The 26,901-nt window shown below is 64.8% G+C and carries 27 protein-coding genes and 2 pseudogenes; 11 read left to right on the forward strand and 18 right to left on the reverse strand.

The features are described from left to right. Positions 1 to 75: 75 nt before the first annotated feature. Positions 76 to 1,074 carry an IS110 family RNA-guided transposase gene (locus FQV39_RS29780; RefSeq protein WP_149134118.1) on the reverse strand — a complete coding sequence of 333 codons (999 nt, stop codon included), beginning with the start codon at positions 1,072 to 1,074 and terminating at the stop codon, positions 76 to 78. A gap of 65 nt (positions 1,075 to 1,139) precedes the next feature. Between FQV39_RS29780 and FQV39_RS29785 the strand changes: the two are divergent. Continuing rightward, positions 1,140 to 1,355: pseudogene (locus tag FQV39_RS29785) on the forward strand (integrase core domain-containing protein); the annotation flags it as partial. 129 nt (positions 1,356 to 1,484) lie between these two features. Here FQV39_RS29785 and FQV39_RS29790 read toward each other — a convergent pair. Beyond that, on the reverse strand, positions 1,485 to 2,006 hold the full coding sequence (locus FQV39_RS29790) for a hypothetical protein (protein WP_149134119.1): 522 nt from the start codon (positions 2,004 to 2,006) through the stop codon (positions 1,485 to 1,487). A gap of 14 nt (positions 2,007 to 2,020) precedes the next feature. After that, a complete protein-coding gene (locus FQV39_RS29795; protein WP_149134120.1) occupies positions 2,021 to 2,524 on the reverse strand; it encodes a hypothetical protein in 504 nt (167 codons plus the stop codon). Positions 2,525 to 2,605: 81 nt separating this feature from the next. On the opposite strand from FQV39_RS29795, the gene FQV39_RS33950 reads away from it, so the two are divergent. Further along, positions 2,606 to 2,908 (forward strand): hypothetical protein, encoded by a 303-nt coding sequence (locus FQV39_RS33950; protein WP_248313544.1) that lies wholly within the window; start codon positions 2,606 to 2,608, stop codon positions 2,906 to 2,908. A 244-nt stretch (positions 2,909 to 3,152) separates the two neighbouring features. On the opposite strand, the gene FQV39_RS29805 is transcribed toward FQV39_RS33950, so the two are convergent. Together FQV39_RS29805 and FQV39_RS29810 are read right to left on the reverse strand one after the other, a co-directional pair. Further along, entirely contained in the window at positions 3,153 to 3,479 is a 327-nt protein-coding gene (locus FQV39_RS29805; protein WP_149134122.1) for a hypothetical protein, read from the reverse strand. Between the two features lie 104 nt (positions 3,480 to 3,583). Beyond that, entirely contained in the window at positions 3,584 to 3,793 is a 210-nt protein-coding gene (locus FQV39_RS29810; protein WP_149134123.1) for a cold-shock protein, read from the reverse strand. 687 nt (positions 3,794 to 4,480) lie between these two features. On the opposite strand from FQV39_RS29810, the gene FQV39_RS29815 reads away from it, so the two are divergent. Then, positions 4,481 to 4,909, forward strand: a complete 429-nt coding sequence (locus tag FQV39_RS29815) for a Ros/MucR family transcriptional regulator (protein ID WP_149134124.1) — start codon at positions 4,481 to 4,483, stop codon at positions 4,907 to 4,909. Between the two features lie 19 nt (positions 4,910 to 4,928). Here the strand turns inward: FQV39_RS29815 and FQV39_RS29820 are convergent, their stop codons facing one another. Then, the gene (locus FQV39_RS29820; protein WP_248313545.1) at positions 4,929 to 5,210 is read right to left on the reverse strand and encodes a DinB/UmuC family translesion DNA polymerase; all 282 of its coding nucleotides are present in this window, start codon (positions 5,208 to 5,210) and stop codon (positions 4,929 to 4,931) included. Positions 5,211 to 5,247: 37 nt separating this feature from the next. Here FQV39_RS29820 and FQV39_RS29825 point away from each other — a divergent pair, with 37 nt between their 5' ends. Next, complete coding sequence (locus tag FQV39_RS29825; protein ID WP_149134125.1) at positions 5,248 to 5,652, forward strand: DoxX family protein; 405 nt, start codon at positions 5,248 to 5,250, stop codon at positions 5,650 to 5,652. 328 nt (positions 5,653 to 5,980) lie between these two features. Here the strand turns inward: FQV39_RS29825 and FQV39_RS29830 are convergent. The 11 genes and pseudogenes from FQV39_RS29830 to FQV39_RS29880 form a co-directional block, all read right to left on the reverse strand. Beyond that, positions 5,981 to 6,154 (reverse strand): annotated as a pseudogene (locus FQV39_RS29830) (IS110 family transposase); the annotation flags it as partial. A 286-nt stretch (positions 6,155 to 6,440) separates the two neighbouring features. After that, the gene (locus tag FQV39_RS29835) at positions 6,441 to 7,736 is read right to left on the reverse strand and encodes an ISNCY family transposase (protein ID WP_149128942.1); all 1,296 of its coding nucleotides are present in this window, start codon (positions 7,734 to 7,736) and stop codon (positions 6,441 to 6,443) included. Positions 7,737 to 8,864: 1,128 nt separating this feature from the next. Next, a complete protein-coding gene (locus FQV39_RS29840) occupies positions 8,865 to 10,130 on the reverse strand; it encodes an aspartate aminotransferase family protein (protein WP_248313546.1) in 1,266 nt (421 codons plus the stop codon). Between the two features lie 25 nt (positions 10,131 to 10,155). Beyond that, on the reverse strand, positions 10,156 to 11,217 hold the full coding sequence (locus tag FQV39_RS29845) for a phosphotransferase (protein ID WP_149134126.1): 1,062 nt from the start codon (positions 11,215 to 11,217) through the stop codon (positions 10,156 to 10,158). Next, positions 11,214 to 12,242: a histone deacetylase family protein gene (locus FQV39_RS29850; RefSeq protein WP_149134127.1), complete on the reverse strand. Its 1,029-nt coding sequence runs from the start codon at positions 12,240 to 12,242 to the stop codon at positions 11,214 to 11,216. Before FQV39_RS29850 ends, FQV39_RS29845 begins: the two co-directional genes overlap by 4 nt. A 21-nt stretch (positions 12,243 to 12,263) precedes the next feature. Further along, complete coding sequence (locus FQV39_RS29855) at positions 12,264 to 13,316, reverse strand: ABC transporter substrate-binding protein (protein WP_187640376.1); 1,053 nt, start codon at positions 13,314 to 13,316, stop codon at positions 12,264 to 12,266. 174 nt (positions 13,317 to 13,490) lie between these two features. After that, positions 13,491 to 14,333 carry an arginase family protein gene (locus FQV39_RS29860; protein ID WP_149134129.1) on the reverse strand — a complete coding sequence of 281 codons (843 nt, stop codon included), beginning with the start codon at positions 14,331 to 14,333 and terminating at the stop codon, positions 13,491 to 13,493. Next, positions 14,330 to 15,151: an ABC transporter permease gene (locus tag FQV39_RS29865; RefSeq protein ID WP_149134130.1), complete on the reverse strand. Its 822-nt coding sequence runs from the start codon at positions 15,149 to 15,151 to the stop codon at positions 14,330 to 14,332. The genes FQV39_RS29860 and FQV39_RS29865 overlap by 4 nt, the downstream gene beginning before the upstream one ends. Next, entirely contained in the window at positions 15,151 to 16,050 is a 900-nt protein-coding gene (locus FQV39_RS29870) for an ABC transporter permease (protein WP_149134131.1), read from the reverse strand. The genes FQV39_RS29865 and FQV39_RS29870 overlap by 1 nt, the downstream gene beginning before the upstream one ends. A 10-nt stretch (positions 16,051 to 16,060) precedes the next feature. After that, a complete protein-coding gene (locus FQV39_RS29875; RefSeq protein ID WP_149134132.1) occupies positions 16,061 to 17,146 on the reverse strand; it encodes an ABC transporter ATP-binding protein in 1,086 nt (361 codons plus the stop codon). Next, positions 17,143 to 18,198: an ABC transporter substrate-binding protein gene (locus FQV39_RS29880; protein ID WP_149134133.1), complete on the reverse strand. Its 1,056-nt coding sequence runs from the start codon at positions 18,196 to 18,198 to the stop codon at positions 17,143 to 17,145. The genes FQV39_RS29875 and FQV39_RS29880 overlap by 4 nt, the downstream gene beginning before the upstream one ends. 285 nt (positions 18,199 to 18,483) lie before the next feature. On the opposite strand from FQV39_RS29880, the gene FQV39_RS29885 reads away from it, so the two are divergent. Further along, entirely contained in the window at positions 18,484 to 18,810 is a 327-nt protein-coding gene (locus tag FQV39_RS29885) for a DUF3870 domain-containing protein (RefSeq protein ID WP_149134134.1), read from the forward strand. Positions 18,811 to 18,828: 18 nt separating this feature from the next. On the opposite strand, the gene FQV39_RS29890 is transcribed toward FQV39_RS29885, so the two are convergent. After that, the gene (locus tag FQV39_RS29890; RefSeq protein WP_149134135.1) at positions 18,829 to 20,220 is read right to left on the reverse strand and encodes an aminotransferase; all 1,392 of its coding nucleotides are present in this window, start codon (positions 20,218 to 20,220) and stop codon (positions 18,829 to 18,831) included. 402 nt (positions 20,221 to 20,622) lie between these two features. Between FQV39_RS29890 and FQV39_RS29895 the strand changes: the two genes are divergently transcribed. From FQV39_RS29895 to FQV39_RS29920, 6 genes are read left to right on the forward strand one after another with little or no spacing between them, the layout of a single operon-like run. Then, positions 20,623 to 21,546 (forward strand): hydroxymethylglutaryl-CoA lyase, encoded by a 924-nt coding sequence (locus FQV39_RS29895; protein ID WP_149134136.1) that lies wholly within the window; start codon positions 20,623 to 20,625, stop codon positions 21,544 to 21,546. Between the two features lie 15 nt (positions 21,547 to 21,561). Then, entirely contained in the window at positions 21,562 to 22,308 is a 747-nt protein-coding gene (locus tag FQV39_RS29900; protein WP_149134137.1) for an enoyl-CoA hydratase/isomerase family protein, read from the forward strand. Beyond that, positions 22,305 to 23,459 (forward strand): CaiB/BaiF CoA transferase family protein, encoded by a 1,155-nt coding sequence (locus FQV39_RS29905; RefSeq protein WP_149134138.1) that lies wholly within the window; start codon positions 22,305 to 22,307, stop codon positions 23,457 to 23,459. The genes FQV39_RS29900 and FQV39_RS29905 overlap by 4 nt, the downstream gene beginning before the upstream one ends. Then, positions 23,456 to 24,247 carry an enoyl-CoA hydratase/isomerase family protein gene (locus tag FQV39_RS29910; protein ID WP_248313547.1) on the forward strand — a complete coding sequence of 264 codons (792 nt, stop codon included), beginning with the start codon at positions 23,456 to 23,458 and terminating at the stop codon, positions 24,245 to 24,247. The genes FQV39_RS29905 and FQV39_RS29910 overlap by 4 nt, the downstream gene beginning before the upstream one ends. Further along, entirely contained in the window at positions 24,244 to 25,881 is a 1,638-nt protein-coding gene (locus tag FQV39_RS29915) for an AMP-binding protein (protein WP_149134139.1), read from the forward strand. The genes FQV39_RS29910 and FQV39_RS29915 overlap by 4 nt, the downstream gene beginning before the upstream one ends. Next, positions 25,878 to 26,870 carry an NAD(P)H-dependent flavin oxidoreductase gene (locus tag FQV39_RS29920; protein WP_149134140.1) on the forward strand — a complete coding sequence of 331 codons (993 nt, stop codon included), beginning with the start codon at positions 25,878 to 25,880 and terminating at the stop codon, positions 26,868 to 26,870. Before FQV39_RS29915 ends, FQV39_RS29920 begins: the two co-directional genes overlap by 4 nt. The last annotated feature ends 31 nt before the right edge of the window (positions 26,871 to 26,901 follow it).

A 26,901-nucleotide genomic window follows, 5' to 3' on the forward strand; every position in this document is an offset into this window, starting at 1 on the left:
CGCGGTCCTTGCCGAGTTGCCATCATCCTTCATCTCGCACGCATCATCGCTTGCGCGACGACCTTCATACCCACATCAGGCGCGGGCGTAGTCCTCCTGCCGCGTCAACATCGCCCAGGCGATCCGAACAGTCTTGTTCGCCATGGCCACGATCCCCTTGTTGAAGCCGCGGCGATCAATCACCGCCTGGAACCAGCGTGATCGCGGATCTGTCTTGGTCTTCAACCTCAACGCGACCGCTCTTGCGCCATGCACGAGTTGTCGACGCAGATAGTGGTTCGCGCGTCGCCCGACCCCGCCCAGACGGGATTTGCCGCCGGTCGAATATTGGCGCGGAACCAGGCCGATCCAGGCCGCCATCTCTCTTCCAGACTGGAACTGTCGAGGATCGCCGATGCTGGCGGCGAGTGCCGTCGCAACAATCGGGCCCACACCTGGTAGCGTCATCAGGCGGCGGCAAGTCTCGTCCTCTCGGCAGATGGCGATCAATCTATCGTCTAGCCGCTCGATACGGCCTTCCAGGCTCTCCAACTCGTCAAGAAGCGCTTCGAAGGTTTCCCGCGCCATGGCGGAGACGCGGGCTTCGGCGAGCCCGCCGCGGACGCGTGAAAGAAGAAGCGCCGCACCTTTCGGATAGATCAGGCCGTATTCGGCCAGCAGACCACGCAGGTGGTTGATCAAGCTGGTCCGTTGCACCACGAGACGGTCCCTGACGCGGTGCCGCGACTGCAGATCTTGTTGCTCCTCGGTTTTGACTGGCACGAAACGCATCGTCGGCCGCGATGCCGCATCAAAAATCGCCTCGGCATCCACCGCGTCGTTCTTCGATCCGCGCACGAAGGGCTTGACGAAATGGGGATTGATCAGCCGCACCTCGTGTCCGGCAGCCATGAACAGGCGCCCCCAATAATGGGCTGTCGCGCATGCCTCCATGGCGATAACCGCCGGAGCGAGCTTCACAATCAGCGACGGCAAGCCCTGACGGCCGACGCGCCGCGAGATGATCTCGCCGTCTGCGCTGATCCCATGCACGTGAAATGACTGCTTCGCCAAGTCGATTGCCAGCATCCGCATGTCCCGGCCTCCTGCTCATCAAAAGCCCCTAATCAAGGGCGCGGAGCGGGAGGCGTCCATCCCATAACGCCAAGGCCGAGACGATCAACGGCCTCTACAAAGCCGAGCTCATCCATCGGCGCGGACCATGGCGAAGCTTCGGAGCCGTGGAGTTCGCGACGCTGACCTGGGTCGACTGGTTCAACAACCGCCGGCTGCCGGAGCCCATCGGCAACATCCCACCGGCCGAAGCCGAAGAACGCTACTACGCGATGCTGGATGAGCCAGCCATCGCGGCGTGACTCAAACCAAACGGCCTCCGGCGAACCCAGGGCGGTTCACGCGCTGGTGTTAAAGCTCTTGCGAACCGCTGTCTCGCTCCTGAATCCTTTTCCGCGGTCCACTTCTAGGGGGAAGGAGACATGCCGTTTTCATCGTTGAGCGACCCAGCAGATCTCGCTCGGGCCCATGCCGCACTGGAGGCCGTCTGGAACGAGGTCAAGACGTCCGTTCCCAAGCCGGAGCATGAAAGGGAGCGCAAGAGAATCGCCTATCTCGTCGCCGGCTTTGCGCCCGTGGCGCTCGATGAGGAGGATCTGAAGCGGAACGTCCTGCTTCATTACAGACAATCGGTGCTTAGCTGAGCCAAGCTCGCCGACGATTGCCGGCGGGCTCCTCATCGACTTGTGCCGGCTCTCCTCGGCTTTCACGTAGTGTTCGCTGATGCTCCCGCGCGACGAGAGATTTTTGCCGCCGCACTTGGAGCAGCGATAGCGCAGGCAGATATCCGGGGTCGAAAGATCATCGGGCAGCCCGCCGAGGCTGATCTCAGCATAGCGAACACAATCGTCACACCAGACCTCAGCCAGCCTGTATCCGTTGGGCGCGTTCTGAGCCGACCGCCGCTGGCCGGATTTCGCGCCCATCCTTGTCGTAGGCGCGGCGTAGATCACGCTTCATCGAGGAGCTATTGCTGCCGAGCGGAACTCGTTGCCAGCCGGAATACCTCCTGGAACGACGGGTCGTTGTCGAGAGGCGCCTGGAGAGCTTCCCCTTTGGCCGAGACGAGCGTCAACTGCATTCCTGCGCCCTGCGACAGGGCTTCGAGCATCACCTGCAAGCCTGCCTCGTCTATCGGTGCGAAGATCGTAGCGCCTCGGTCCGCGATCTGCCGATGCAGGAGCCTCACGAACGGCGCAGGCGGCCTGCTTTCGACCTGCAACTGAGCAAGCGCCCGAACTTCCGTCTCACGGAACCCGGGCGCCACGGTGATCGTGACGACGCGGTCTTTGCTGACGGCAATCTCGACGGTGACGATGTCATCGCGGCCGTTCAGCCCACGGATGATCCATTCCCGACCAAACCCGTCGCCTTCCTCAAAAACTTCCCAGGCGGAGTAATTGACGGATACCTGGCCGCTCCCCGGGCGGGGTGGAGTCTGATCCTCATTTCGATGTTCGATCTCGCGCATGGTAATCAACCTTCCACAGTTCCAAGTTGACTCCCCAGTCGAATGTTCTCATTATGTTCTCATAATTTGAGGACGAGGACAATGTCAGCCGAGCCGTTGCAGGATACCGATCCCGCGACTGAGATCGAGTGCGAGATCAATGACCTGTTCGATGAGCATGGTAGCGAACGCGCCGTGTTGAGGGCGCTGCTGCACGACTTTCACGTCCTTCTTGCTGATGCCGACCGATCCGTCAGCCCGCGAATGCGCTCATCTCCCAAAAAATCAATGAGCCCCGCCACCGCTGCGGCGGCGGCCGCCACGATGGCCGCGCCCAGGAGCCATCTCCCGGCAGTTGCCCAGCCGTCCGCACGCGTCCACCAGAAGCCCATATCGGCAAGCTAGGTTGCGACCCAGAAGCCAATTGGCAGGGTAATCAGCATCGGGTGCAGCGGATGGCCGGCAAGATTTGCAGAGCTGACCGGATTTCGAGACCGAAGATCAGCCATTTCATCCTCCAGGTGCCACCCCAGCAATCCCTAAATACGGGTCCGACTGGGGGGCTCCGCTAGGGCAGGCGAGCGAGCGCCACTCACCCACCCTTTGGGCGAAGTCACGTAGATGTCAGTCGCGCCTCATCAGGGGAACCTCAAACACCGTTCGCCATTGCGCGCTCTGCTTCGGCTCGGCGGAGGCTGTTCTCAATCGGCAGAGACGCGGCGATTTCGATATCGTCGATGGACAGATAAGTCGCAAGAACGGTGATCGCTTCGGCTATGGCGAGCCACATCCAGAATTGAAGGGCGGTCGTTCGGCGAAGGGGCGGGCGCTTCAGATCATCACCGTGCGGCCCGGTCCCTTCCTCGAATGGCTTGCCGCGCGCGATTTGCCGAACACGGCCGAGACGCGCAGGCGCTATGTCGAAGAGTTGGCGACACGGGGCCACGACGCCGCTTAGCTGCGGGAGTTTGGTCACGGTTTGAGAGGGAGTTGCGGACCTGTGCGCTGCACCAGCCCGGCCCTGTGCCAGATTCCCTGTTGCAACTGCGCCGTGCCGTGCCGAATGCATCTCGGCGAGAATTACTCCGCCTTCAGATTTTCCGCTGAAGATTTGCCGGAACGCTTGTCCGCTACGATGTCGTAGGAGATTTTCTGCCCGTCCCGCAGTTCGCGCAGGCCAGCGCGCTCGACGGCGCTGATATGGACGAAGACGTCCTGACCGCCATCGTCAGGCTGGATGAAGCCGAAGCCCTTAGTCGAATTGAACCATTTCACAGTGCCTGTAGCCATAGGGCGCCTCCTTGATCGGCGCCAGAATGTCCGTGCGCCTTAGCCGTGGCAAGAATTATCAGCCGTGGATCCACTTCCGCTAGTTGCCGAGCGTCTGCGAGTGACGTTGCGCAGCAGTCCGCGACGGAGAGGCTTTCGGAGCACGCTGGTCGAGCCAGCGGCCTGCCAGTTCTGCCGACCGGGTGGCGGCAACCGGAGAACCGTTCCTTTGCCCTGCGCAGCGCTGGATGCAGCAACCGAACGAGCTCGATCGCTGCATCCACGCTGAGGCTTATTCGATGACGTCGACGACCTGGCGGCTTTGCGGATCGACGATGAGAACGTCGTCGCCGATCAGCGTGTAATGATAACGGACGCGCCTTGCCTATATCGTTGCGAGCTTCGCGCATGTCGCGCACGACGAGGCTGACCTCGTTCGCCGTACCCTGGATCGATACCAGCAGAAACCGGATTAGCCATCCGCGGTTAGGAACCGGGCCGCGGCCGACCTCGGCACACAATCGCGTAAATCCGAGCAATCGAAATCCTTCGGCCTGAACTGAAAATTGTGGAAGCCTCGCTGGCGAGAGAGAGGCGTCGAGTTTATATTGCCATCGATAATAGCGAATCGATTTGTCTTCGTTGAAGATAATAGGCAGCTAATTCCGAATTCTGCGGAGCGCTTCGCCGACATTGCAGGAGAGCACAATGTCAGAGAACAATGATACTCTGGTCGGTCTGGTAGCCGATATTGTTTCTGCCTACGTCTCGAACAATAGCGTGCCTGCAGCTGAGCTTCCGAACCTGATTGCAACGACCTACGCAGCGATGACGGGATTGGGCTCGGAGAGCGCCACACCGACGATCGAGGAAAAGCCCACGCCGGCAGTCGCGATCAAGAAGTCGATCACTGCGGAGTACATCATCAGTCTCGAGGACGGAAAGAAGTTCAAGTCGCTGAAGCGGCACCTTCGCACCGCCTATGACATGTCGCCCGAGCAGTACCGGGCGCGTTGGGGGCTCCCGGCCGACTATCCGATGGTTGCGCCGGCATATGCTGAAGCACGTTCGAACCTGGCCAAGAAAATGGGCCTGGGTCAGCAGCGCCGGAAAGCGCCTCGGGGCAAGGCCGCCTGAGCCATCCAAAATGGAGGCGCTATAGCAGCGAGAGCTGTTGATCGGTCGCCGAGCTCGCCGCTGCTTCATTGAGCGTCGAAACGGTAACGCCGATCAGCCTGATACCTTTCATAACCGGGAATAGGGGATCGAGAAGCGCGACGGCGAGCTCCTCGACGTCCGCTGGGCTGGTGAACGGCTCTGAGATTGTCCGGCTCCGCGTCATGCCGGCAGCAAATGACGCGATTGGAAATTGCAGTTGATAGGCGGCAGCAATCCGCCCTTCCAACCATCTCAAACAACGCCTACTATTCACAGGCATCCAAGCGCTCCTGGCCCAAAAAGGGGAGGGACGGCTCATGGACAACATCGACGCCAAGCTGAATACTTTTCAACCTCAGATGCTCAGCATCTTCCGGATCCTGTTTGGGCTACTTATCCTTCAACACGGTTTTTCGAAATGGTTCGGATTTCCGATCCCTGGCCCTGCCAATATCCAGCTGCTGACAATGTTTGGCATCGCGGGCGTCATCGAACTGATCGCTGGCTCTTTGCTCGTCGTCGGATTGTTCACGCGCTACGCAGCCTTTTTCGTGGCAGGTTACACTGCAGTCGGATACTGGACCGTGCATTTCCCACGCGGCTGGACCCCGATGGGCAATAGTGGCAGCCTGATCACGGCCTTTTGCTTCGCCGCCCTGCTTCTCGTCTTCTTTGGTGGCGGGCCGTGGAGCCTCGACGCCGCGCTTCGAAAGCGCAACTAGTCGGATAGTCGCCGAGCGTTTGCTGCGGGGCACGAGTCTGGAAGTGGTCGCCCAATGCAGACCTTGGAAACGTCCGCTTCTCTAATCGGGCAGATGGGTCAAGCTCGGATTGCACCTTTGCGCCGGGGTCTCGTTCACGCGGGTCACGCTTCTCTTCGCAGTCTGGTGGCTTCTGTCGAGCGAAGCCGCTGCACGCATGCATCGGATAGGGTCTGGAGAGCCTCGCTGTTGGACGCGCTTTGAAGTGCAGCAGACGTTTGCGGCTTCATCCATCCCGTCGTCCGCGTGGGACGATCCCGGCCATGATCGCTGGAAAGCTGTGGTCAGGTCATGCTGCAGCCTCCGATCCCAGGCGGAAGTCGGTACCGTCGGCCCACATGCGATGGAGCAGGACCGCAATCTTGCGGGCGACGGCGACGATAGCGCGCCGACGGCCCTTCGTCTTCATGAGCCTGACACCCCAAGCCTTGAGGCTCGACCAGGTGATCGAGCGCATCAGTAGGCGTAGGCCATCCAAAAGCACTCCGGCGTAACTCACTGATTTCTCTCATGAGTCGCACTTGGAAATGGAATCCACCGGCCTACACAAATTGTCAGAACCCGTTAGACAAGTCTCTTCGTGTCCTCATTAGAGATGTCACCAGTTGAATGCGCCGATGTCACCTGAGACAGATCTTCAGGAAAACTCTAGCAGCGCGGCGGAGCTGGTCAGGGTTGCTCAGCCGCGCTGCGGTGTCATACCGGGAGCCTTAGATTTTTGCTGCGAGAGTGAATTTAACCCCAAGCGATCAGCCCGCCTTGAAGAGGCTCTTGCCCTGGCCCTGCCGTCGTGGCGCACGGCCGCTGCGCTTCATGTTGAGCTCCTTCTGGCGCTCGGCGATGTAGGCCAGAACCGGCCCGAGCCGCTTGTTCTCGACGATTGCGGCCTGATCAACCTGCTGTACCTTGTCGAAAGTCCGATAGGGCAGGTCGAGGCCCTGGTGCCGGATCGCAAATCGACCATCCGGATAGTCGTAAATCGTCACGCGCTGGCGGGCGAGGGGGCGCGTCACCGGCGTTGGCTCAAGGATGAAAAGCATCTTGTCGTATTGAAGCGTCAGGTTCTGCGAGACCGTCCGCTCCTCCTTCCAGGCAAAGGCCTCGTCGATATCATCGTCCCCGGCGAGCGGACGATGCAGGTCTTTGTCGTTGAACGGCACCTTGGCGAAGCGCCGGTTGAAGTCCTCCATGAAGCCCGGCAGGAAGGCGTTCCCGGCCTCGAGCGATGAGACCCCGGCGAGCCGCAGCTCCTTCACCAGCCGGTCCTGTAGCGTGCCATTGGCGCGCTCGACCCGGCCTTTGGCCTGCGGGACATTGGCACAGATGATGTCGATGTTGAGCTGATCCAGCGCCCGGCCGAACTGGGTCATGCCATTGCCGCCGGTCGCACCGACCTTGTTGACCCGAAACGTCGCGTGCTTGTCAGAGTAGAACGCGACCGGCTTGCCGTGGCGCTGCAAATAGCTCCGCGTCGCAGCAAAATAGTCGAAGGTCGACTCCGCCGTGACGAATTGCAGATGCATCAGCCGGCTGGTCGCATCGTCGATGAAGACGAGCAGGGTGCATTGCGGGCCACGGTCCTCAAACCACCAATGCTGCGAGCCGTCGATCTGGACGAGCTCGCCGACGCAATCGCGCCGGTAGCGCGGCTGGTGCACCGGCTTGAGCCGCTCCCGACGATCGCGCCAGATCCCGTCGGCGATCATCCAGCGCCGCACCGTCTCGACGCCCAACCGCAGCCCATGCCGTTCCGCGAGCTTCTCCGCCGCCAGCGTCGGCCCGAAATCCGGATAGTTCGCCCGGATCAGCGCCAGGGCATGCGTTCGCACCATCGCTGGGTAGGATCGATTGCTCCGGTTGCCGCGCTTCCGCGAGACCAGCGCTGCCGGACCGCGTGCCCGGTACGCCCGCAGCAGCCGAAACACGTGCCGGCGCGTCAGACGCAGCAACTGCGCCGCCTCAGTCGCCGAAATCCGCTCCGCCACGACATCCCGCAGCACCTGAACCCGGTCGAGTTCGGCAGGGCTCATCGACACCACCGTCATCACGCAAAGCTCCCAGCAAGCCAGCACTCAGCACGAGTGACATCTCTAACGGGGAGACCGGTGACCTTTCTAACGGGGGCCTACACAAATGATTCGCATAAGGTTTGTTATGGAACTTACTAGCGGCCCGAGTTCTGTGCCCCCGTCAGATCGAAACAAGCGCGATCCCGTTGGTCCGCGTCGGCACAAGTATGAAACACCTGCGGCTCGACGACTGAACGCAAAACAGATCGCTTGTCCTCGTGTCTGAAAACGAAGGCATAATGTTGCCTCGATTTCACGTTGAGTTCCACAATCAAGAAAAACGCCCGGCTCGGCCGGGCGTTTTTGCGTGAGGGGAAGCGAGGTGGCCCTATTGTGATTCAGGTGGCCGGTTAGTTCGCGATCGCAGGCCGATGAAGTCAGCCGGCCTACTTCTCATTGAAACTCGCCGTGATAGACGTCGGATGCTGGCCCCTACGGGCTCCGACTACCGCTCAATAGGCCTCCTCTGATGGCGTTTCCGTCAAGAAATCGCTGTACGAAGCCCTAACACCCGACCTTGACCAATCTCAAGGCGCGCTCACTTGGTGTCCGCTTCAGACTAGCGGGCCAATGTCTGGAACTGGCGCGACGTCGACCCAACCTCGATCGCTCGGCATCCGTCGACTGCCGACCACGTGTGGGCTGATCGGTACCAAAGCCCATCGGGTCGGCACCGCGCCGCCAACAGACTAAGGATGGGCTTCTGGTGAGCCGCCTGTGCTATGAAGAGAGCTCAACGGGAGGGGGAGATGGGTGACAAAACATTCGATCCCGAGGAACGTAAGAGGGCGAAACAGCGAGCTCGAACCCAGGACGATGCGCGGCTACAGGAAGATCCTGCGGCGAGGCCCGAGCTCGAACGTCGTAACGGCATGTTCTCTGGATTTGATCCTTCGAAAATGCGTCTCGGGAGGAGGCGAACGCCCTATCGCCATGGCAAATCGGCTGGAACCGAGTAGCTCCTCCTTGATTCGCTCCCCGCTGGTTGGCGAAATTCTACACCCAGCACATGCGGCACCCCGCCGCTGCGACCGGCCCGACCATCGAGATTCCGGGGCCAGCGATACTTGCGTCGGCGGCGGGGCAAAGCCCAACTTTGTGTGATTAAAGCACGCTCTCCAGCGCTTCCACCAACTGGTCGGCATGGTCCTGCGAGAAAATCATCGGTGGGCGGATCTTTAGAAGGTTGCGGCCGGCTCCGGTGATGCCAACGAGCACACCGCGCTGCAGCAGTCCCTCGATCAGCACGCGCGCAATCTCCGGTGCTGGCACCTGGCTCGCACGATCCCTGACGACCTCTACCCCGACAAACAGGCCGGTGCCGCGGACATCGCCGATGCGTTCGTCCCGATCCATCAACCGGGCGAGCCGGCCGCGCAGATAGGCGCCGACCTGAAGTGCGTTCTGCTGCAGACCCTCCTCCCGCAACACGTCGAGCACAGCGATGCCGGCTGCGGCGACGACCTGGTTGCCGCCGAAGGTGTTGAAATAGCGTTCAGTCTTCAAAAAACCTTCGACCAGCTCCGGTCGGGTTATGACCACGGCGAGCGGCAGACCGTTGCCCATGGGCTTCGCCATGGTGACGATATCAGGCGTGATCCCGGCATGCTGGAAGCCCCAGAAATGCGTACCTGTGCGTCCAAGCGCCGACTGGACCTCGTCGGCGATGATCAGTGCGCCCGACTTGCGAACCTCGGCGATCGCTTCGTTGAGATATCCAGCGGGTGGGCTGTAAAGACCGTCGCTGGCGAAGACGGGGCAGGCGAAATACGCAGCCGGCCGGTGCCCACGCTCGGCGAGGCCGACGATCGCCCGGCGATATTGTTCGGCATACTCAGATGCCGTCAGTTTCGGCGTCCTGTCGCCAATGCCGCGGTGCTCAGGCGCAGGCACGGTCGCGACCCAGGCTTGCTGGCGTTCGGTAGGAATCGTCGAGGAATCGAGTGCGCCGATGATGGTCGAATTGCCGTGGAAGGCCGAGCGGGTGATCAGCGCACCGCTTCCGCCGGAATTGGCCATAGCGATCCGCCAGGCTAGCTCGTTCGCCTCGGTCCCCGAGCAGACGAACATGCAGACCTTGAGCGGATCCGGCATGGTCTCGGCCAGGCGCTCGGCATAGTCGACGATCAATTCACTGGGGTAGCGGGTGTTGGAGTTGAAGGTCGCGAGCTGGCGGCTCGCCGCTTCGACCACGCGCGGGTGGCAATGGCCGACATGGGGGACGTTGTTGTAGGCGTCGAGATAGCGCTTGCCGTTCTCGTCAGTCACCCAGACGCCCTCGCCGCGCACCGGCACGAATGGGGTTTGGTAGAATTGCTTGTACATCGGCCCGAGCAGGCGGGCGCGGCGTTCCATCAGCGTGTCGTACATGGCAAACTTCTTTCCGGAGGAGAGTTCAGTGGCCGCCGAGGCGCGCGGCCTCGGCCAGGCGTTCGGCGGTCTCGGACAAGGACACCGCATCGCAGCGGGCGAGCGCTTCCCAGCCGAAGCGGCTGACATCGTCGCGATAGGACGTCGTCGCGGCAGGGTTGGCCTGGCGGCGCCACGAGACGATGAGCTCGCGCGTCGCGAGCCGCGCTTGTACGAGTACCGGCAGCACCGCGATTTCGTTCGCTTCGAGCGGCAGGAGCCGGGCATAACCCTTCACCACCTGCGCCATCGCGCTCATCGGATCGGCCTCACGGTAAAGCAGATGCGCGGAGGCGATCGCGACCTCGGCGACACGTATCGTCTCGATCATGTCGCCAAAATCGATGATGCCGGAGACCGAGCCATCCTGCGGCCGGAGCAGCAGATTGGCCTGGTTGAGGTCGTTGTGGACGACTTGTCGTGGCAGTGCCGGCAGAAGCGGCCCGACCGTCGTAGTAAAGCGGTCGAGCACGCGCGCGGCCGTCGCCTTGCGCTGATCGGTATCGAGGAAGGCGATCTTCTCGCGCAGGCTGGTGACGTGGACAAGATCCCAGATGAAGGCCCGGTTCGCGGCGGGATGCTCGAAATCGGCCAGGGCGCGATCGAGCCGCGCCGCCAGCATGCCGATCTCGACGCGCTGGACTCGCGACAGCTTGCTGCCGAGCACAGGCTCGCCCGGCAGATAGGTCAGGACGCGCAGCAGATAGCGCTGGCCGCCACTTTCATGGGCGACGATGGTGCTGCCGTCGCGAGCGGCAACTACGCGCGGCACCGGCAGGGCCGGATCGGTCCGTGCCAGATGAGTGAGCGCTGCGTTCTGGAAGGCGAGCTCCTCCACGCTTTCGGAGTTGCCGCAGACTTTGAAGACGAAGTCCTGGCCATCTGCGCAGGCGACATGGAGGTTGAGGTCGCGCTCGCCGCTGATCCGCGCGAACGAGCCGCTGATCCCGAAATGCTCGCGCAGCATCGCGGCCAGTTCGTCGCCAGCGAACTGGGGCAGCGGCGCCATCAGCGCGTCGTCCAGAGCGGGCGCAGCAAGACCGCTCACGCCATCGCCTCCTGGAAACCGGTGAGGAAGGCGGCGAGATTGTCGCCCAGCACCGGCGAGGGATAGCCGCCTTCCTGGATGATCACGGTCGGGCGCCGCAGACTGGCGAGGCTTTCGCCCATGCGCCGGAAGCCCTCGGTCGTCACGGCGGTGCAGGCGAAAGGATCGGCCACCGAGGGATCGAGCCCGAGCGCGATCACCAGGACATCGGGAGAGAAGGTCTTTGCCTGCTCGACAGCCCGCCGGACGACAGCGAGGTAGACCTCGTCGTCGGCTCCCTCCGGCACCGGCAGGTTGAGGTTGAAGCCCTCGCCAGCGCCGACTCCGATCTCGTCGGCATAGCCGGCATAGAACGGGTAGACCGTGGCCGGATCGGCATGGACCGAGATCGTCTGGACATCGGCGCGATCATAGAAGAGCTGCTGTGTACCGTTGCCATGGTGCACGTCGACATCGAGGATGGTGACGCGCGACGCGTGATCGCGCGCCAAGGTCGCCGCCAGCGCCGTGTTGTTGAGGAAGCAGTAGCCGCAGGCCTGGTCGCGATACGCGTGATGTCCCGGCGGCCGGCACAGCGCATAGGCCGCCCCCTCGCCGTTCAGCACCCGCGTCGCCGCATCGATTGCGGTCGCACCGCTGGCGAGGATCGCCGGCCAGCTGTCGGCGAGCAGCACGCTCGCCGCATCGGCGATGTAATAGCCGGCCCGTCCGAGTAGATCCTGCGGCAGCCGCCGCATATAGGCGTTGGGATGCAGGCTCGGGCGCAATTCCTCGCTCGCCGGGAATCGCTGCTTCCAGGCGGCGAAGCCGGTTTCGAGGAAGTCGAGATAGTCGGCATCATGGACGCGCCGGATCAGAGAAAGGTCGGCCGGCCCCGGCGCGACCACGGCCTCGGTGCAGCCCTCGGCCGCCTGGAGCAGGACGCGCGCCCGGTCCGGCACCTCCAGCGCCGAGGTGAGCGCGCCACCCGAAAGCCGGGTGCGCACGTGATGACCGTACTGGTCGGGATGGAAGATCGTCTTCATCTCAGGCAGTCCTCTAGAGGCTCACTTCGCAATCAGCGCCTGGTAGCGCTCCTGCACGCTGGCGTTGTTGTCGGCCCACCACGCGGGCTCGAGCGGTGCCTGACGGCCCTTGTTCTGCGGCGAGGAATTGGCCTTCGCCAGCGCGTCGGCTGAGAACTGCTTCACCGCGAAGGCGCGCTCGTTGATCGGCCCGTAATAGGGCAGCAGGTCGGGAATGTTGGCCTGGATCTCGGGCGTCACCATCTCCGCGATCATGCGCTGGGCGGCAGCAGCGTTCGCCGCGCCCTTGGGGATGCCGAAGCAGCCGAAGCCGAGCAGGGCCTGGTCATAGGTGAAGTCGACCGGCGCACCGTCAGCCAGCACGCTGGCGACACGGCTGCCCCAGATCACCATCATGTCGACCTCGCCGTCCTTCAGCAGCTGAGCGGCCTGGGCGCCCGATTGCCAGAAGACGTCGATCGAGGGCTTGAGTTTGGCCAGTGACGCGAGGGCCCGGTCGGCGTCGAGCGGATAGAGCTTGTCCTTGTCGACCCCGTCGGCGAGGAGCGCGATTTCCATGCTCTCCTGCGGATAGATGTGCATCGCCCGCCGGCCCGGAAATGCGTTGGGATCCCAGAAGTCCTTCCAGTTGCGCGGCGGCTTGTCCTTGTACTTGTCCTTCTGCCAGGCCAGCACGGTCGAGACGTAGTTGCTGCCGATATAAGCGGTCCCACGCGCCTGCGGCGCGATGCCAGCCGTGTCAATCTTCGAATAGTCGAGCTGCTCGAACAGCCCTTCGCTCTGGCCGCGGGCGCAGTCGGCCTCGCCCATCTGAACGATGTCCCAGCCGGGCTTGCCGGACTGGACCTGCACCCTGACGCTGGCGAGGCCGCTATGGCTCTCCTCGCGGACGCGCACACCGAGTTTCTTGCCCGCCGGGTCGAACAGCGCTTTGCGGACGCTGCTCTGATACTGCCCACCGAAGCCGGCGAAGGTGACCGAATCCTGCGCCATGGCGACCGGCGCCGAGCCGATCATCACGGCAGCAGCGAATGCCAAGCGCGACATCGTCACGCCAGATGGACACTGCGTCATGTTTCTCCTCCTCAGTGAAAACGGCGCCGCGCACGCGGACGGGCTGTCCGCATGCCGGCGCCGGTTCATCCGCTTGTCCGTGTCCGTCCTTGCGGGACGGGCACCACGAAATGCCTTGCGACGTTGATGAAAAGCCAGGTTCGGCGTGGCGCCTTGGCAAAGGCGCGCGGCCGACTAGCTGGTCTCACATGTGATCACCATGACCGGACAATTCAGGGCTCCGGAGAGCTTGCGCGCCGCGGCGGCAGGGCCCGACCGGACTAGGTGGTCGAAAGGGGCGCCGAGCCCGGCTTCGAGGTCGACCACGACCGCTCCGGGCGAGAAGCGCCGGATTGCCTCGCAGGCTTCGTCCAGCGCGGCATCGGCGGTATTCTCGTCGGCTTCAGCGCCGAGGACGAGGTTCAAATTGGCGCCGGCGGCGTCCTCGCTGCCCTGCTCGTCGGCATAGCCGGTGTAGAACGGGTAGCGCCGGGCGGGATCGCCATGAACCGACACGGTTAGCACGTCGGCACGCGACAGGAAGATCGACTGGGTGCCGTTGGCGTGATGCTCGCCGAGGCTGAGCACCGCGACTCGCGGCAGGCTCTCGCGCAGGAAAGACGCCGCGATCGCCGCATGATTGAGGTGGCATCCATGCGCCGCGCGTCCGGCATAGGCATGACGCCCACCTCCGGCGCAGCGGATGACGACCTGCCGCTCGCCCGCCGCGGTGCGCAAGGCGCCGGCCATGGCGTTTCGTGCCCCGGCAAAAGCGCTCTGCCAGGTCGAAGGCGAGACCGCCGTCAGCGTATCCGCGAGATAGAAGCCGGCGCGCGCCTCGATATGGGCAGGCAGGCGCATGCGATCACAGCCGGGATGGAGCGTCGCCCTGATCTCGGCCTCCGGCTTCTCCAGCGGCGCGAAGCGCAGGAACTCCAGATAGGAGGCCTCGTGCACGCCCTGGATCGCGTATTGGCAGATTGAATCGAGCTCAGCCGCGTCCCCGTCGTCTTTCTTCCAGGCGAATTTCGCGGTCATCGCGCTGCTCCCTTCTCCGGCCGCTTCGCGATCTGGACGATGAGTAGGAGCACGATCGAGGCGACGACGAGCACCGAGGAGACCGCCGCGACCAACGGGTCGACCTGATCGCGGATGTTCGCGAACATCCTGCGCGGCAAGGTCGAGTTCTCGCCGCTGGAGATGTAGAGGGCGATCACCACCTCGTCGAAGGCGGCTACGAAGGCGAACAGCGCCCCGGCCGCGATCGAGCTCTTGATCTGCGGCACCGTCACGGTGAGGAACGCTTTCAGCCTGGTGGCGCCAAGGCTGCGGGCCGCCCGCTCCAAATTGCCGTCGAAGGATTGCAGTCCGCTCGACACCGTCACCAGCACGAAGGGTAGCGCCAGCATGATGCCGACGAGCACGAGGCCGGTCATCGTGTTGTTGAGCCCGAGCCTGGCGAAGACGAAGAAGACGCCGATCGCGACCAGGATGTTCGGCACAATCATCGGCAGCAGGAAGGACAGGCGCAGCGGCTTGGTCAATCGCTCCGGCATCTGCGAGAGACCGTAAGCCGCCGCGGTGCCGATCGGCGTCGCGATCAGCGTGGTCAGCCCGGCGACCCTGAGCGACAGCCAGAGCGCATCCATCCACTCGGCCGAGTCGAAGAACTCGCGATACCAGCGCAGGCTCCAGGCCCGCGGCGGAAACTCGAGATAGTTCGAGGCCGAGAACGACATCGGCACGATCAGCACGCAAGGCACGATCAGAAAGGTGAAGATCAGCGCGCAGAGGCCGTAGAGCCAGAGCCTCTGATAATGTCTGATCTGCGTGGCGCTGGCGGCGGCGGTCAGCATCAGCGGCCCCCGTAGAGCTTGTCGACGCGGAACACCTTGTTCAGCGCGGCGAGGATGGCGATCGTCACGACGAGCAGCAGCACCCCGAGCGCGCTCGCGGCACCCCAGTTGCTGTAGGTCGAGACATTGGTGGCGATCTGCATCGACCACATGCTGACGCGCCCGCCACCGAGCAAAGCCGGGGTCAGATAAAAGCCGAGGCTCAGGATGAAGACGAGCACCGTGCCGGCGAAGAGGCCGGGACGGCTGAGCGGAAAGAACACATCCCAGAAGGCCCGCATTGGCGAGGCGCCGCAACTCGACGCCGCCTTCAGATAATCGGTGTCGATTGTCTTCATGTTCGAATAGAGCGGCAGGATCATGAAGGGCAGCAGCACATGCAGCATGCCGATCGTCGTGCCGATGAAGTTGTTCACCAACGGGATCGGCTCGTTGATGATGCCGAGGCCGACGAGCCAGCTGTTGATCAAGCCTCGTCGCTGCAGCAGCACGAGCCAGGCATAGGTGCGCACCAGTACCGAGGTCCAGAACGGCAAGATCACGAAGATCATACAGATCGCCGCCGCCCGCGGACTGAGCTGCGAGAGCAGATAGGCGACAGGATAGCCGAGCAGGATCGAGCCCACTGTCACGATCCCGGCGATCTGGAAGGTCGTCACGAAGGTGATGACATAGACCGGCTGCGCCAGCCTCGCGTAGTTCTCGAGCGAGACGCCGCCATCCTTGCCTATGAAGGAGAGGACGAAGAGCCAGCCGACCGGGACGATCAGCAGGAGCCCGATGACGACGAGCCCTGGCACGGCGAGGAGCGCGAAGGACAGAGCCTCCTTTCGCTCCGCACGAGCGAAATATGACGCCTCAGTCGAGCCAGGCGCCACGGCCGCGGCGATGCCGCTCATGGATCGCGCCTCAGACATCGCCGCTGACCAGGATGCTGTCATTGCGGTGGACGTTGATGTGGATCGGCTGGCCGGGCGTCGGCACCAGCCCGCGATTGGCCTCCTGCGGCACCAGCCGGACCGCGATGTTCTGTCCGTCCGGGAAGCCCGCGATCACCAGCAGGCTATCGCCCTGGAAGATGGTCTCGCGCGCCACGGCCGAGAAGGAGTTGACCTCAGCCTCCGGACCGGCGGCCGGCCCGATCGCCAGTTTTTCCGGCCGCAGCGCCAGCCAACTTTCCCGCGGATTGGCCGCCGATGCTCCTGCGTGGTCCGGCAGCCGCAAGGGCGTGCCAAATACACTGGCGCCGCCACCGGCCCCCAGCTCGACCGGCAGGAAGGTCGTCTCACCAACGAAGTCGGCGACGAAGCGTGTCCTTGGCCGGTCATAGATCGCGCGCGGCGTATCGAACTGGATCAGGGAGCCGTTGTTGATCACAGCGATCCGGTCCGACATGGTCAGCGCCTCGCGCTGGTCATGCGTCACGAACACCGTCGTCGTATGTAGGCGCTCATGCAGATGGCGCAGTTCGATCTGCATCTGCTCGCGCAGTTTCTTGTCGAGCGCCGAGAGCGATTCGTCCATCAACAGGATGCGCGGCTCGAAGACGATGGCCCGCGCCAGGGCGACGCGCTGCTTCTGCCCGCCCGAGAGCTTGTCGACTGGACGATCGATGAACTGGCTCAGCCTGACCATGTCGAGCGCGCCGCGCACCCTGGCCTCGATCTCATTCCGCGAGAGGCGCCGGAGCTTCAGCGGATACGCGACGTTCTCGAACACGTTCATATGCGGGAACAGCGCATAGTTCTGGAAGACGAGGCCGATCTCGCGCTGATGCGGCGGCCTCGTCAGCAATTCCTCGCCCGCGACCAGAATGCTGCCGCTGGTGGGGGTGACGAAGCCGGCAAGCACCTGCAGCAGCGTGGTCTTGCCCGACCCGGACGGGCCGAGCAGTGTGACGAACTCCCCGGGAGCGATGTCGAGATTGATGTACTTGAGCGCTTCGAAAGAGCCGAACTTCTTCGAGAGCCCCCGGATCGAAACCGGAACCTTCATTGCAGGATCGCCGACTTGAAGGCCTCTTCCGCCTTGTCGCCATTCTTGGCCCACCAGGCCGCGTCGATCAGCACCTGCTTTGCGGCATTCTGCGGCGAGGAATTGGTCTTAGCGAGCTGTTCCGGCGTGAACTTGCGGACCTCATAGGCCTTTGCGTTGACCGGGCCGTAATTGTCCATCTTCTCGATAATGTCGGCCTGGATCTCGGGCGAGATCATCGCCAGAGCGAGCTCCTTCGCCTTGGCGGCATTCTTCGCGCCCTTGGGAACGGCGATGCAGCCATAGCCGAGCAGCCCCTGGTCGTAGGTGAACTGGACGGCGCTGCCGTCCTCGATCACCGGCGAGACGCGGCTGCCATAGATCGCGATCAGGTCGACCTCGCCATCCTTGATCAGCTGTGTCGACTGGGCGCCCGTCGTCCAGAATACGCCGATCTGCGGCCTGAGCCGCTTGATCGCGGCAAGCGCGCGCTCGACATCGAGCGGGTAGAGCTTGTCTTTGGCAACGCCATCGGCGAGCAGCGCGATCTCCAGCGTCTCCTGGGCGAGGCCGGAGACGGCTCGGCGGCCCGGAAACGCCTTGGCGTCCCAGAAATCGGCCCAGGACTTCGGCGGCTGCTTTGCCTTGTCGGTCCGCCAGGCCATGACCACGGAATAATAGTTCGTCGCGACCCAGCTCTTGCCGCGGGCGGCCGCCGGGATCGCAGCGTCGTCGAGCTTCGACAGGTCGAGCGGCTCGAACAGTCCCTCACTCTCGCCGCGGGCGCATTCATCGCCGCCGAGATGGACGAGGTCCCAGGCCGGGGCGCCCGACTGAACCTGCACCCGGATCGACGGCAAATCGCCATGGGTTTCGCTGCGGATCTTGAGGCCGAGCTTCTGCGCCGCGGGATTGACCAGCGCGGCATCGAAGCCCTTGCGCATCGCGCCGCCATAGCCGGCGACGGCCACGGTCTCCTGCGCCATCGCGGCCGCCGGAAGCATCGCGGAAATCGCCGCCCCGACGATCATGACGATCTGCCGGCGCCTTGCGTTGTCTGTCCTGTCGGTCATTGCCAACCCCTCGGAATTGTTTTGCGCCGAGGTGACCGAAAACAAAAAAGACCGGCGCTTTAACCCCGGCCGGATCGGCCTGGAGAGAAAGCGCCGGTCTGAATTGTTCCCCTGGGAGCCCGTCGCGAGAGGGGCAGGCCCAGCACAAATCACCTAGCCCATTTAGTACGCGCCGGAATTTCACCCCTGTCAACCGTCATCCTCCAACCGTCGTTTCACCCCTTGTCAGCTGGCAGGTGAGTGTGAGAGCCGTCAGGCCAAGCAATCACAAACCGGGGAATCGCCATGGCCGACGTCAAGACCGTTTTGGTGAGCGGCTACTCCGCCGCTCCCAAGGGCACCAGCATGTTCGAGGAGTTCAAACATGCCGGCGTGGTGCTGGAAATCGACCCGGCGACTAACGTGATCGTGGCGGTCGACGCCACCTTCGTGACGCAGCTCGCCCGCTCGTTCTACTCGCGCCTCATCGTCGGCTACGACGTGAGCAACGGCATGGCGCCGCTGGAACGGCTGATCTCCACGGCCGTGCACACGCCGTCGCGCGAGGCGCTGATCGTCGCCACGCGCGCCGCCGTGCAGCGCTATTTCCAAATCCGCGACAATCGCGGCTGAGCTTGGGCTTGGCCGCCCTCAGGCGGCCTTGTCCGGCGCGATACCCTTCGTCGTCAGCAGGTCGAGCCCGAGGTCGAGCGCCTTGGTGAAGCGGTCGACGGCATCGTCGATGCCGTCGGGCGTGATGATCAACGGCGGCGTCATGATCAAGGTATCGCCGAGCGCCCGCACGATCAGGCCGTTCTCGAAGGCAAGACGCTGGATCTCAAGGCCGAACTTCAGCGAGGGCTCGAAGGCCTGCCGCGTCGCCTTGGAGCGGACGAGCTCGATCCCCCACATCAGGCCGACGCCGCGGACCTCGCCGACCAGTGGATGGTCGAGCAGGGCCTTGAGGCGGCCTTCCAACCTGGCTCCGAGCGCCTGAGCACCGGCGATCAATCCGCGCTCCTCATAGAGCGTCAGCGCCTCCAGCCCGACCGCGCAGGCGATTGGGTGGCCGCCATATGTGTAGCCGTGGCCGAAGACGCCGATCTTGTCGCCCTGCTCTTTCATAGCCTGGTAGATCGGCTCCGATAGCAGCAAGGCCGAGAGCGGCTGATAGGCCGCGGTCAGCGCCTTGGCGCTGCTGATCATGTCGGGCTCGAGGTCATAGGTCTGCGTGCCCCACCAGTTGCCGGTGCGCCCGAAGCCGGTGATGACCTCGTCGACAACGAAGAGCACCTCGTATTTCCTGAGGATCGCCTGGACCTTCTCGTAATAGCCCTTCGGCGGCACGACGCAGCCGCCGGTGCCCATCACCGGCTCGGCGAAGAAGGCGGCGACCGTCTCCGGCCCCTCGGCCAGGATCAGGTCCTCGATCTCCCTGGCAAGGCGCGCAGCGAAGGCTTCCTCGGTCTCGCCCGGCAAGCCTTCCCGGTAGAAATGCGGGCAGGTCACGTGCAGGAAGCCATCGAGCGGCAGGTTGAAGTCGCGGTGGATATGCGGCAGGCCGGTCAGGCTGGCGCTGGCGATCGAAGTGCCGTGATAGGCGCGTTTGCGGGCGATGATCTTGCGCTTTTGCGGCTTGCCGATCGCGTGGAAATAATACCAGGCCAGCTTCACCGCGGTGTCGTTGGCTTCCGAGCCCGAGCTCTGGAACAGCACCTTCGACATCGGCACCGGCGCGATCTCGATCAGGCGCTCGGAGAGCGCGATCGCCGGCTCCGAGGTCCGGTGTGCGAAGTTCTGGTAATAGGGCAGCGCCGCGAACTGCTTTGCCGCCGCTTCGGCCAGCCGATTCTCGCTGAAGCCGAGCGCCGCGCACCATAGGCCGGCCATGGCTTCGAGATAGCGGTTGCCAGCATCATCATAGACGTGGAAACCCTCGCCGCGGGAGATGATCGTCGGGCCGATCTTCTCGTGCAGCGAGAAATTGGTCTGCGGATGGAGCTGGTAGGCGATGTCTCTGGCGTGATTGGAATTGGCGGTCATGGCGCACCTCGCATGCCGGCTCAAGGCGATCGAAAACCGCCTCGCATCCGCGCAAAATTTTCGGGAAGAGCCGGTTCGATCGCTTGTCTGGGCAGCCGTCTAAGCGGCCCATCGCCAATCGCCTGACAGCTCGGAAAATGCCTGCGAGCACGGTGCTTGTCAAACCGGTCGGCGCACATCCACAGTGCCCCGGTAAGGGAGGAACCGGCCGCTCGCTCTCGGTGAACGCCCGAGATTTCGCCACTTGACGGCGCGCCGGACACGAGCATAGACCTGAAAGCAGCTAGGAGATTTGTGCCCCGATGCCCTTCAAAGGCAGCGGGACCACAGCAAATCGGACCGGCACACGCAGGAGCGGAAAACCCGCTCGTCCGTGTGCCGGTTTTTTTTTGGACTGACGCCATGACCGATGCGGTTGTCATCTGCGAATGCTTTGCCCGCGACGGGCTGCAGCATGAGCCCGTCTTCCTGCCGAGCGAGCAGAAGATCGCGCTGATCGACGCCTTCACCGCCGTTGGCTTCCAGCGGATCGAGGCGACGTCCTATTCCAATCCAAAGGTGGTGCCGGCTTTCGCCGACGCCAGCGAGGTCCTCGCCGGCATCCGGCGCAAGGACGGGGTCTTCTACAAGGCGACCTGCCCCAATCCGCGCGCTGTCGCTCGCGCCGTCGCCGATTCAGAAGCCGGCTACGGACCAAACGAAATCAGCCTGCTGATCTCGGCGACGGAGGCGCATAGCGAGCGCAACTTGAAGAGCTCGCGGGCCGAACAATGGGCCAATGTCGAAGCGATGGTCGCCGCCGCGCAGGGTAGTTTCCGCCTGATCGGCACGATCTCGGTCGCCTTCGGCTGCCCGTTCGAGGGCCAGGTCGATCCCAGCACCGTCATTGCCGACGCCACCAGGTTCGCAGCCCTCGGCGTGCGCCATGTCACGCTGGGCGACACCACCGGTCTCGCCACGCCACGCACCACGAGGGCGCTGTTCCAGGCTGTCGCAGTAGCAGTGCCCGAGCTGACGCTGATCGCGCATTTCCACAACACCCGCGGCACAGGCCTCGCCAATTGCGTCGCCGCCCATGAGGCAGGGGTGCGCAATTTCGACAGCGCCTTCGGCGGCATCGGCGGCCACCCGGCCCAGCTCGTCTATGGCGGCGGCTTCACCGGCAATGTCGCGTCCGAGGACCTCGTCAACATGTTCGAGGCGATGGGCGTGCCGACCGGCCTCGACCTCACCGCCCTGATCGAGACCGCGCATCGCTGCGAGGAAGTTCTCGGTCGCCAGCTCCATTCGATGGTCGCCCGTTCCGGCCTCGGCCTCGTCGCCTGACCCGAAAGAGGAAGCATGTCCCAGACTCAAAGCCCACTGCTCGTCGAGACCCGCGGCGCCGTCCGCATCCTGACGATGAACCGGCCCGACAAGCTCAACGCGCTCGACACGGCGCTGACGCAGGCGCTGTTCGACGCGCTGCTCGCGGCTCAAGCGGACGAGGCGATCCGGGCCGTCGTCCTGGCCGGTGCCGGGCGTGGCTTCTGCGCCGGCGCCGACCTCAAGGAGTTCGCCGACCTCACCCCGGCCAACCAGAAGGCCGTGGTCGCCCGCGCCGACCTGACGACGCGGCTGCACATGCTGCTGCCGGGCCTGTCGAAGCCCGTCGTCGCGGCGGTGCAGGGCGTCGCGGTCGGCGGCGGCGCCGGCACCGCGATCGGCTGCGACATGGTCGTCGCCGGCAGCGACCTGAAATTCGGCTATCCCGAGCTGCGCCACAGCCTCGTGCCCGCCATCGTGATGACGAGCCTGCAGCGCGCCGTCGGCCGCAAGCTCGCTTTCGAACTGATCAGCACCGGGCGGATGGTCGGCGCCGAAGAGGCGCTGCGGCTCGGCTTCGTCAACAAGGTCGTGGCGCCGGAAGACGTGCTGTCCGAGGCGCTCGCCATCGCCGAGGGCTGGGCCAAGGTGAAGCCGGTCGCGATGGAGGCGACCAAGCGATTGTTCTACCGCGTCGCCGACCTGCCCTTCGAGGCGGCGATGGCGGCCGGACGCGACATCAATGCGCTGATGCGCAGCTTTCGCGACGGGGACTGTGCATGAGACCGCTCGACGGCATCACCATAGTCGACTTCTCGCGCGTCCTCGCCGGGCCGATGGCAACGATGATCCTGGCCGAGATGGGCGCCAGGGTCATCAAGGTCGAGCGGCCGGGCACCGGCGATGAATCCCGGCAATGGGAGCCGCGAGTCGGCGAGGAAAGCGCCTATTTCTTCGCCTTCAACCGCGGCAAGGAATCGATCGTCCTCGACCTGAAGACGCCGGCTGGCCGCACCGCGGCAAAGACGCTTGCGCTGCAGGCCGACGTCGTCCTCGAGAACTTCCTGCCCGGCCAGATGGACACAATGGGGCTGGGCTATGCGCAGCTCTCCCAGGAGAAGCCGGGTCTCGTCTACGTCTCCAATACCGGCTTCGGCCAGAGCGGCCCCTATCGCGACCGCGTCGGCTACGACACCATCTTCCAGGCGCTGAGCGGCGTGATGGCGCTGACCGGCCATCCGGGCGGCCCGCCCGCCAAGGTCGGCGTGCCGATGGCAGACCTGACCGCCGGGCTCTGGAACGCCGTCGCCATCCTGACCGGACTGGTCGGCCGAGCCAGCAGCGGCAAGGGCTGCCATGTCGACCTCTCGATGCTCGACACCCAGATCAGCCTGCTGACCATCGCCGCGGCGCGCCTCTTCGCTCTCGGCGAGGACCCGCAGCGCACCGGCACCGAGCATCCGGGTCGCGTCCCCTCCGCCGCCTTCGCCTGCGCCGGCGACGAATGGCTGCATATCAGCGGCAGCGACCAGCATTGGCAGGCGATCTGCTCGGTTCTCGGCCTCGACGAACTCGCGGCCGATGCGGCTCTCGCCCGCAATGCCGAGCGGGTGAAGCAGCGCGAGCGCGTGATGGCGGCGATGCGCGAGGCCCTCGCCCAGCGCAATCGCGCCGACGTCGCCGAGGCCCTGCGCGCAACCGGCGTCCCGGCCGGCGAGGTCAACACGGTCGCACAGGTGCTGGCCGATCCGCATGTCCAGGCACGCGGCATGGTGGCGGAGTTCCAGCATCCGACCGCCGGCGCCTTCCCGGCCCTGCGCAATCCGCTGCTCTTCACCGGCTATGACGCCCCCTTCCTCGGTACCCCACCGCTGCACGGCGCCGACAGCGCGGCCCTCGCCACCGAATTCGGCCTGAAGGAGATCGGCGCATGAGCCAGAGTCTTCTATCCGGAATGCCCTTCGAGCGCCTGGCGGTCGTCGCCGACGGGCCGATCCTGCGGGTGACGCTGAACCGTCCCGAAGCGCGCAACGCGCTCGACCTGACGATGTGCCGCGAATTGCGGGCCGTGTTCGAGGGGATCGAGGCCGACCCGGCGATCCGCATCGTCCGGCTCGATGGCGCCGGCCCGGTCTTCTGCGCCGGGGCTGACCTCAAGGAGCGCAAGGGCAAGGACGAGATCTGGGTGCGCCAGCGCCGGCTTGCCTCTTTTGCCGCCTATGACGCGATCGAGCGCTCCAGCAAGGCCGTGGTCTGCGTCGTCGACGGGCCGGTCGTCGGCTCCGGCGGCGAGATCGCCATGGCCTGCGACTTCATCATCGCGTCCGAGCGCACGAGCTTCACCTTCCCCGAAGTGCATTGGGGCACGGTCGGCGCGACGCAGCGCCTGCAGCGCGTCGTCGGCAAGCGGCTGGCAAAGGAGCTGCTGTTCACGGCACGGCGCTGGCCGGTCGAGGAGGCGCTGGCCGCAGGCCTCGTCAACCGCATCGTCGCGCCGGACGAGCTCGAGGCGACAGTCGCGGAGCTGCTCGCTGAGATCGCCAAGGCGCCGGCGCTGGCGCTGACCCTCGCCAAGCAATCGATCGAGCTCGGTGAGAAGACCGATCTTTCGACCGGCATCCGCATCGAGCTCGCCGCGATCGAGCGCGCGCTCGCCGACACCGAATGGCGCAAGGGCCTCGAGGCCTTCGCCGAGCGCGACGCACAGGGAAAGAACTCATGAGCGCCAGCGAACTACCATCCGATCTGTTCGGCTGCGCCGACACTCTGCCGGAAGCCCTGGCGCGCGCTGTGCGCCTTGCCGGCAGGGAGGAGGCCGTCGTCTGCAATGGCGAGCGCATCAGCTATGCCGTCCTCGCCGCCCGAGTCGATGAGGTCGCCGCCGCGCTCGCCGTGCATGGCGTTCGCAAGGGCGACCATGTCGGCATCTGCCTCGGCAACAGCATCCCCTGGATCGTGCTGTTCCACGCCATCGCCCGGCTCGGCGCCGTCACCGTGCCGGTCAACACTAGGCTGAAGGCGGAGGAGATCGCCTACACGCTGCGGCAATCGGACGTCTCGCTGCTGTTCATGACCGACCGGCTGCTCAAGATCGATTTCGTCGAGATTCTCAAGCAGATCTGCCCGGCGGTCGATACGAAGTTGCCGGACCCGGCCTTGCCCAAGCTGACCCGCGTCGTCGTTCTCGGCGAGGCCGTCCCGGTGGGCGCGACCAGCTTCGCCGATTTCCTGAAGGCAGGCGCCGGCCAGCCCGTCCCGCCCCCCGTGCCGGCGGCCGATGACCCGCTGCTGATCCAGTACACCTCCGGCACCACCTCCTTCCCGAAGGGGGCGGTGCTGACCCATCGCAACATGACATGGGACGCCTATTCCGCCGGCCGCTTCTTCGGCCTGCGCTCGGGCGAGCGCTATTTCAGCCCGCGGCCCTTCTTCCACGTCGCCGGCAGCACGCTCGCCGTGATCGCCTCGCTGCAACATCTCGCCTGCCTCGTCAGCTGCGAGCGCTACGAGCCCGGCGATGCCCTGCGCCTGATGGAGGAGGAGCGCTGCACGCTGATGTCGGGCAACGACACCATCTTCCTGATGCTGCTCGACCATCCCGATCTGCCCCAGCGCAAGCTCTCCTTGCGCGGCGGCTGGGCAGCGGCGACGCCTTCGGTGATGGAGCGCATCGCGCGCCAACTCGGCGCGACCGAGATGGCGGTCTGCTACGGACAGTCGGAAGCCTCGCCGAATATCTGCACCGCCGCCTGGTGGGACCCGCTCGCCGACCGGATCGCCGGCTGGATGCGCATCCATCCCGGCGTCGAGGTCGAGATCCGCGCGACTGAGGATGGCCCTGAGCCCGGCCCGGGCGAGGTCGGCGAGATCTATGCGCGCGGCTGGAACGTGATGCAGGGCTATTACGCCAAGCCCGAGGAGACCCGCGCGGTCCTCAGCGAGGACGGCTGGCTGCGCACCGGCGATCTCGGCCGCCTCTCGCCCGATGGCCGGCTCGCCTTTGTCGGGCGGGCCAAGGACATCATCCGCGTCGGCGGCGAGAACGTCGCCTCGGCCGATATCGAGAACGTGCTGCACCGCCATCCCGGCATCCAGCAGGCCCAGGTCGTCGGCGTGCCCGACAAGCGCCTGATCGAGGTGCCCGCCGCCTTCGTGATCCTGGCGAGCGGCACTTCGCTCGCGCCGGACGAGATCATCGCCTGGAGCAAGGAGCATCTCGCCGGCTTCAAGGTGCCGCGCTATGTCGAGATCGTCGAGAGCTTCGACCAGATCGGCATGACCGCGAGCTCCAAGGTCCAGAAGAACAAGCTCGCCGCCCATGCGCGCCAGCTCTTCGGGCTCGAGGCGGTGGTATGAGCCTGGGCATCGAGACGCGCTTCACCCGGATGGTCGGCATCGACCTGCCGATCGTGCAGGCCGGGATGAGCTGGGCCTCCTCCTGCGCCGCGCTGCCGGCGGCGGTCTCACGCGCAGGCGGGCTCGGCGTCATCGCTGCCGGGCCGATGCGGCGCGACGACCTCACGGCGGCAATCGCCGATGTGCGCGCAGAGACGGACCGGCCTTTCGCCGTCAACGTCCCGCTCTACCGCAGGGAAGTCGATGACATCCTCGCTTTGCTGGTCGACGAGCGCGTCCCGGTCATCATTGCCTCGCAGGGTGGGCCGGACCGCTATCTCGATCGCTTCAAGGCGGTCGGCACGCTCTGCCTGCATGTCGTCGCCTCAGAAGTCCATGCCGCCAAGGCGGCGGCCAAGGGCGTCGATGGCCTCGTCGTGGTCGGCGGCGAGGCTGGCGGCCACCCGCCGCCGGAGCTGGTCTCGACTTTGGTGATCGGCCGCGCCGTGGCGAAGGCCGTGCCCGAGCTGCCCATCGTGCTGGGCGGCGGCATCGCCGACGGCCAAGGGCTCGCAGCCGCGTTGGCGCTCGGCGCCGATGCCGCGCAGCTCGGCACCCGCTTCATGGCGACGCCAGAGGCGCGCCTGCATGACGATTATCGCCGCCGCGTCGTCGCGGCCGCCGTCTCCGACACCATGGTGGTCGGACGCGGCTTCGGCATGATCCGCGTGTTGCGCAACCGCTTCGCCGAGGCGATGGCGGCAGCCGAGCGCGCCGGGCGTCCCGATGAGGAGCGGCGCGAGCTATTCCAGCGCTCCTCGCTGAAGCTCGCCGCCTTCGACGGCGACATCGAGGACGGCAAGGTCGAGGCCGGGCAGAGCGCCGGGCTGATCGACGACATCGTCCCGGCCGCCGAGCTCGTGGCGCGGATCGCCGGGGAATACTGGGCGACGCTGGCGCGGCTCCCTGCAGCTGCAGCCCTTCACGAGCCTGCCTTGCAGCCGTCCTGATCGTCCGCGCGTCCAGAGCAAAAAGCCAACA

It is taken from the genome of Bosea sp. F3-2 (genome assembly GCF_008253865.1).
GTDB lineage: Bacteria > Pseudomonadota > Alphaproteobacteria > Rhizobiales > Beijerinckiaceae > Allobosea.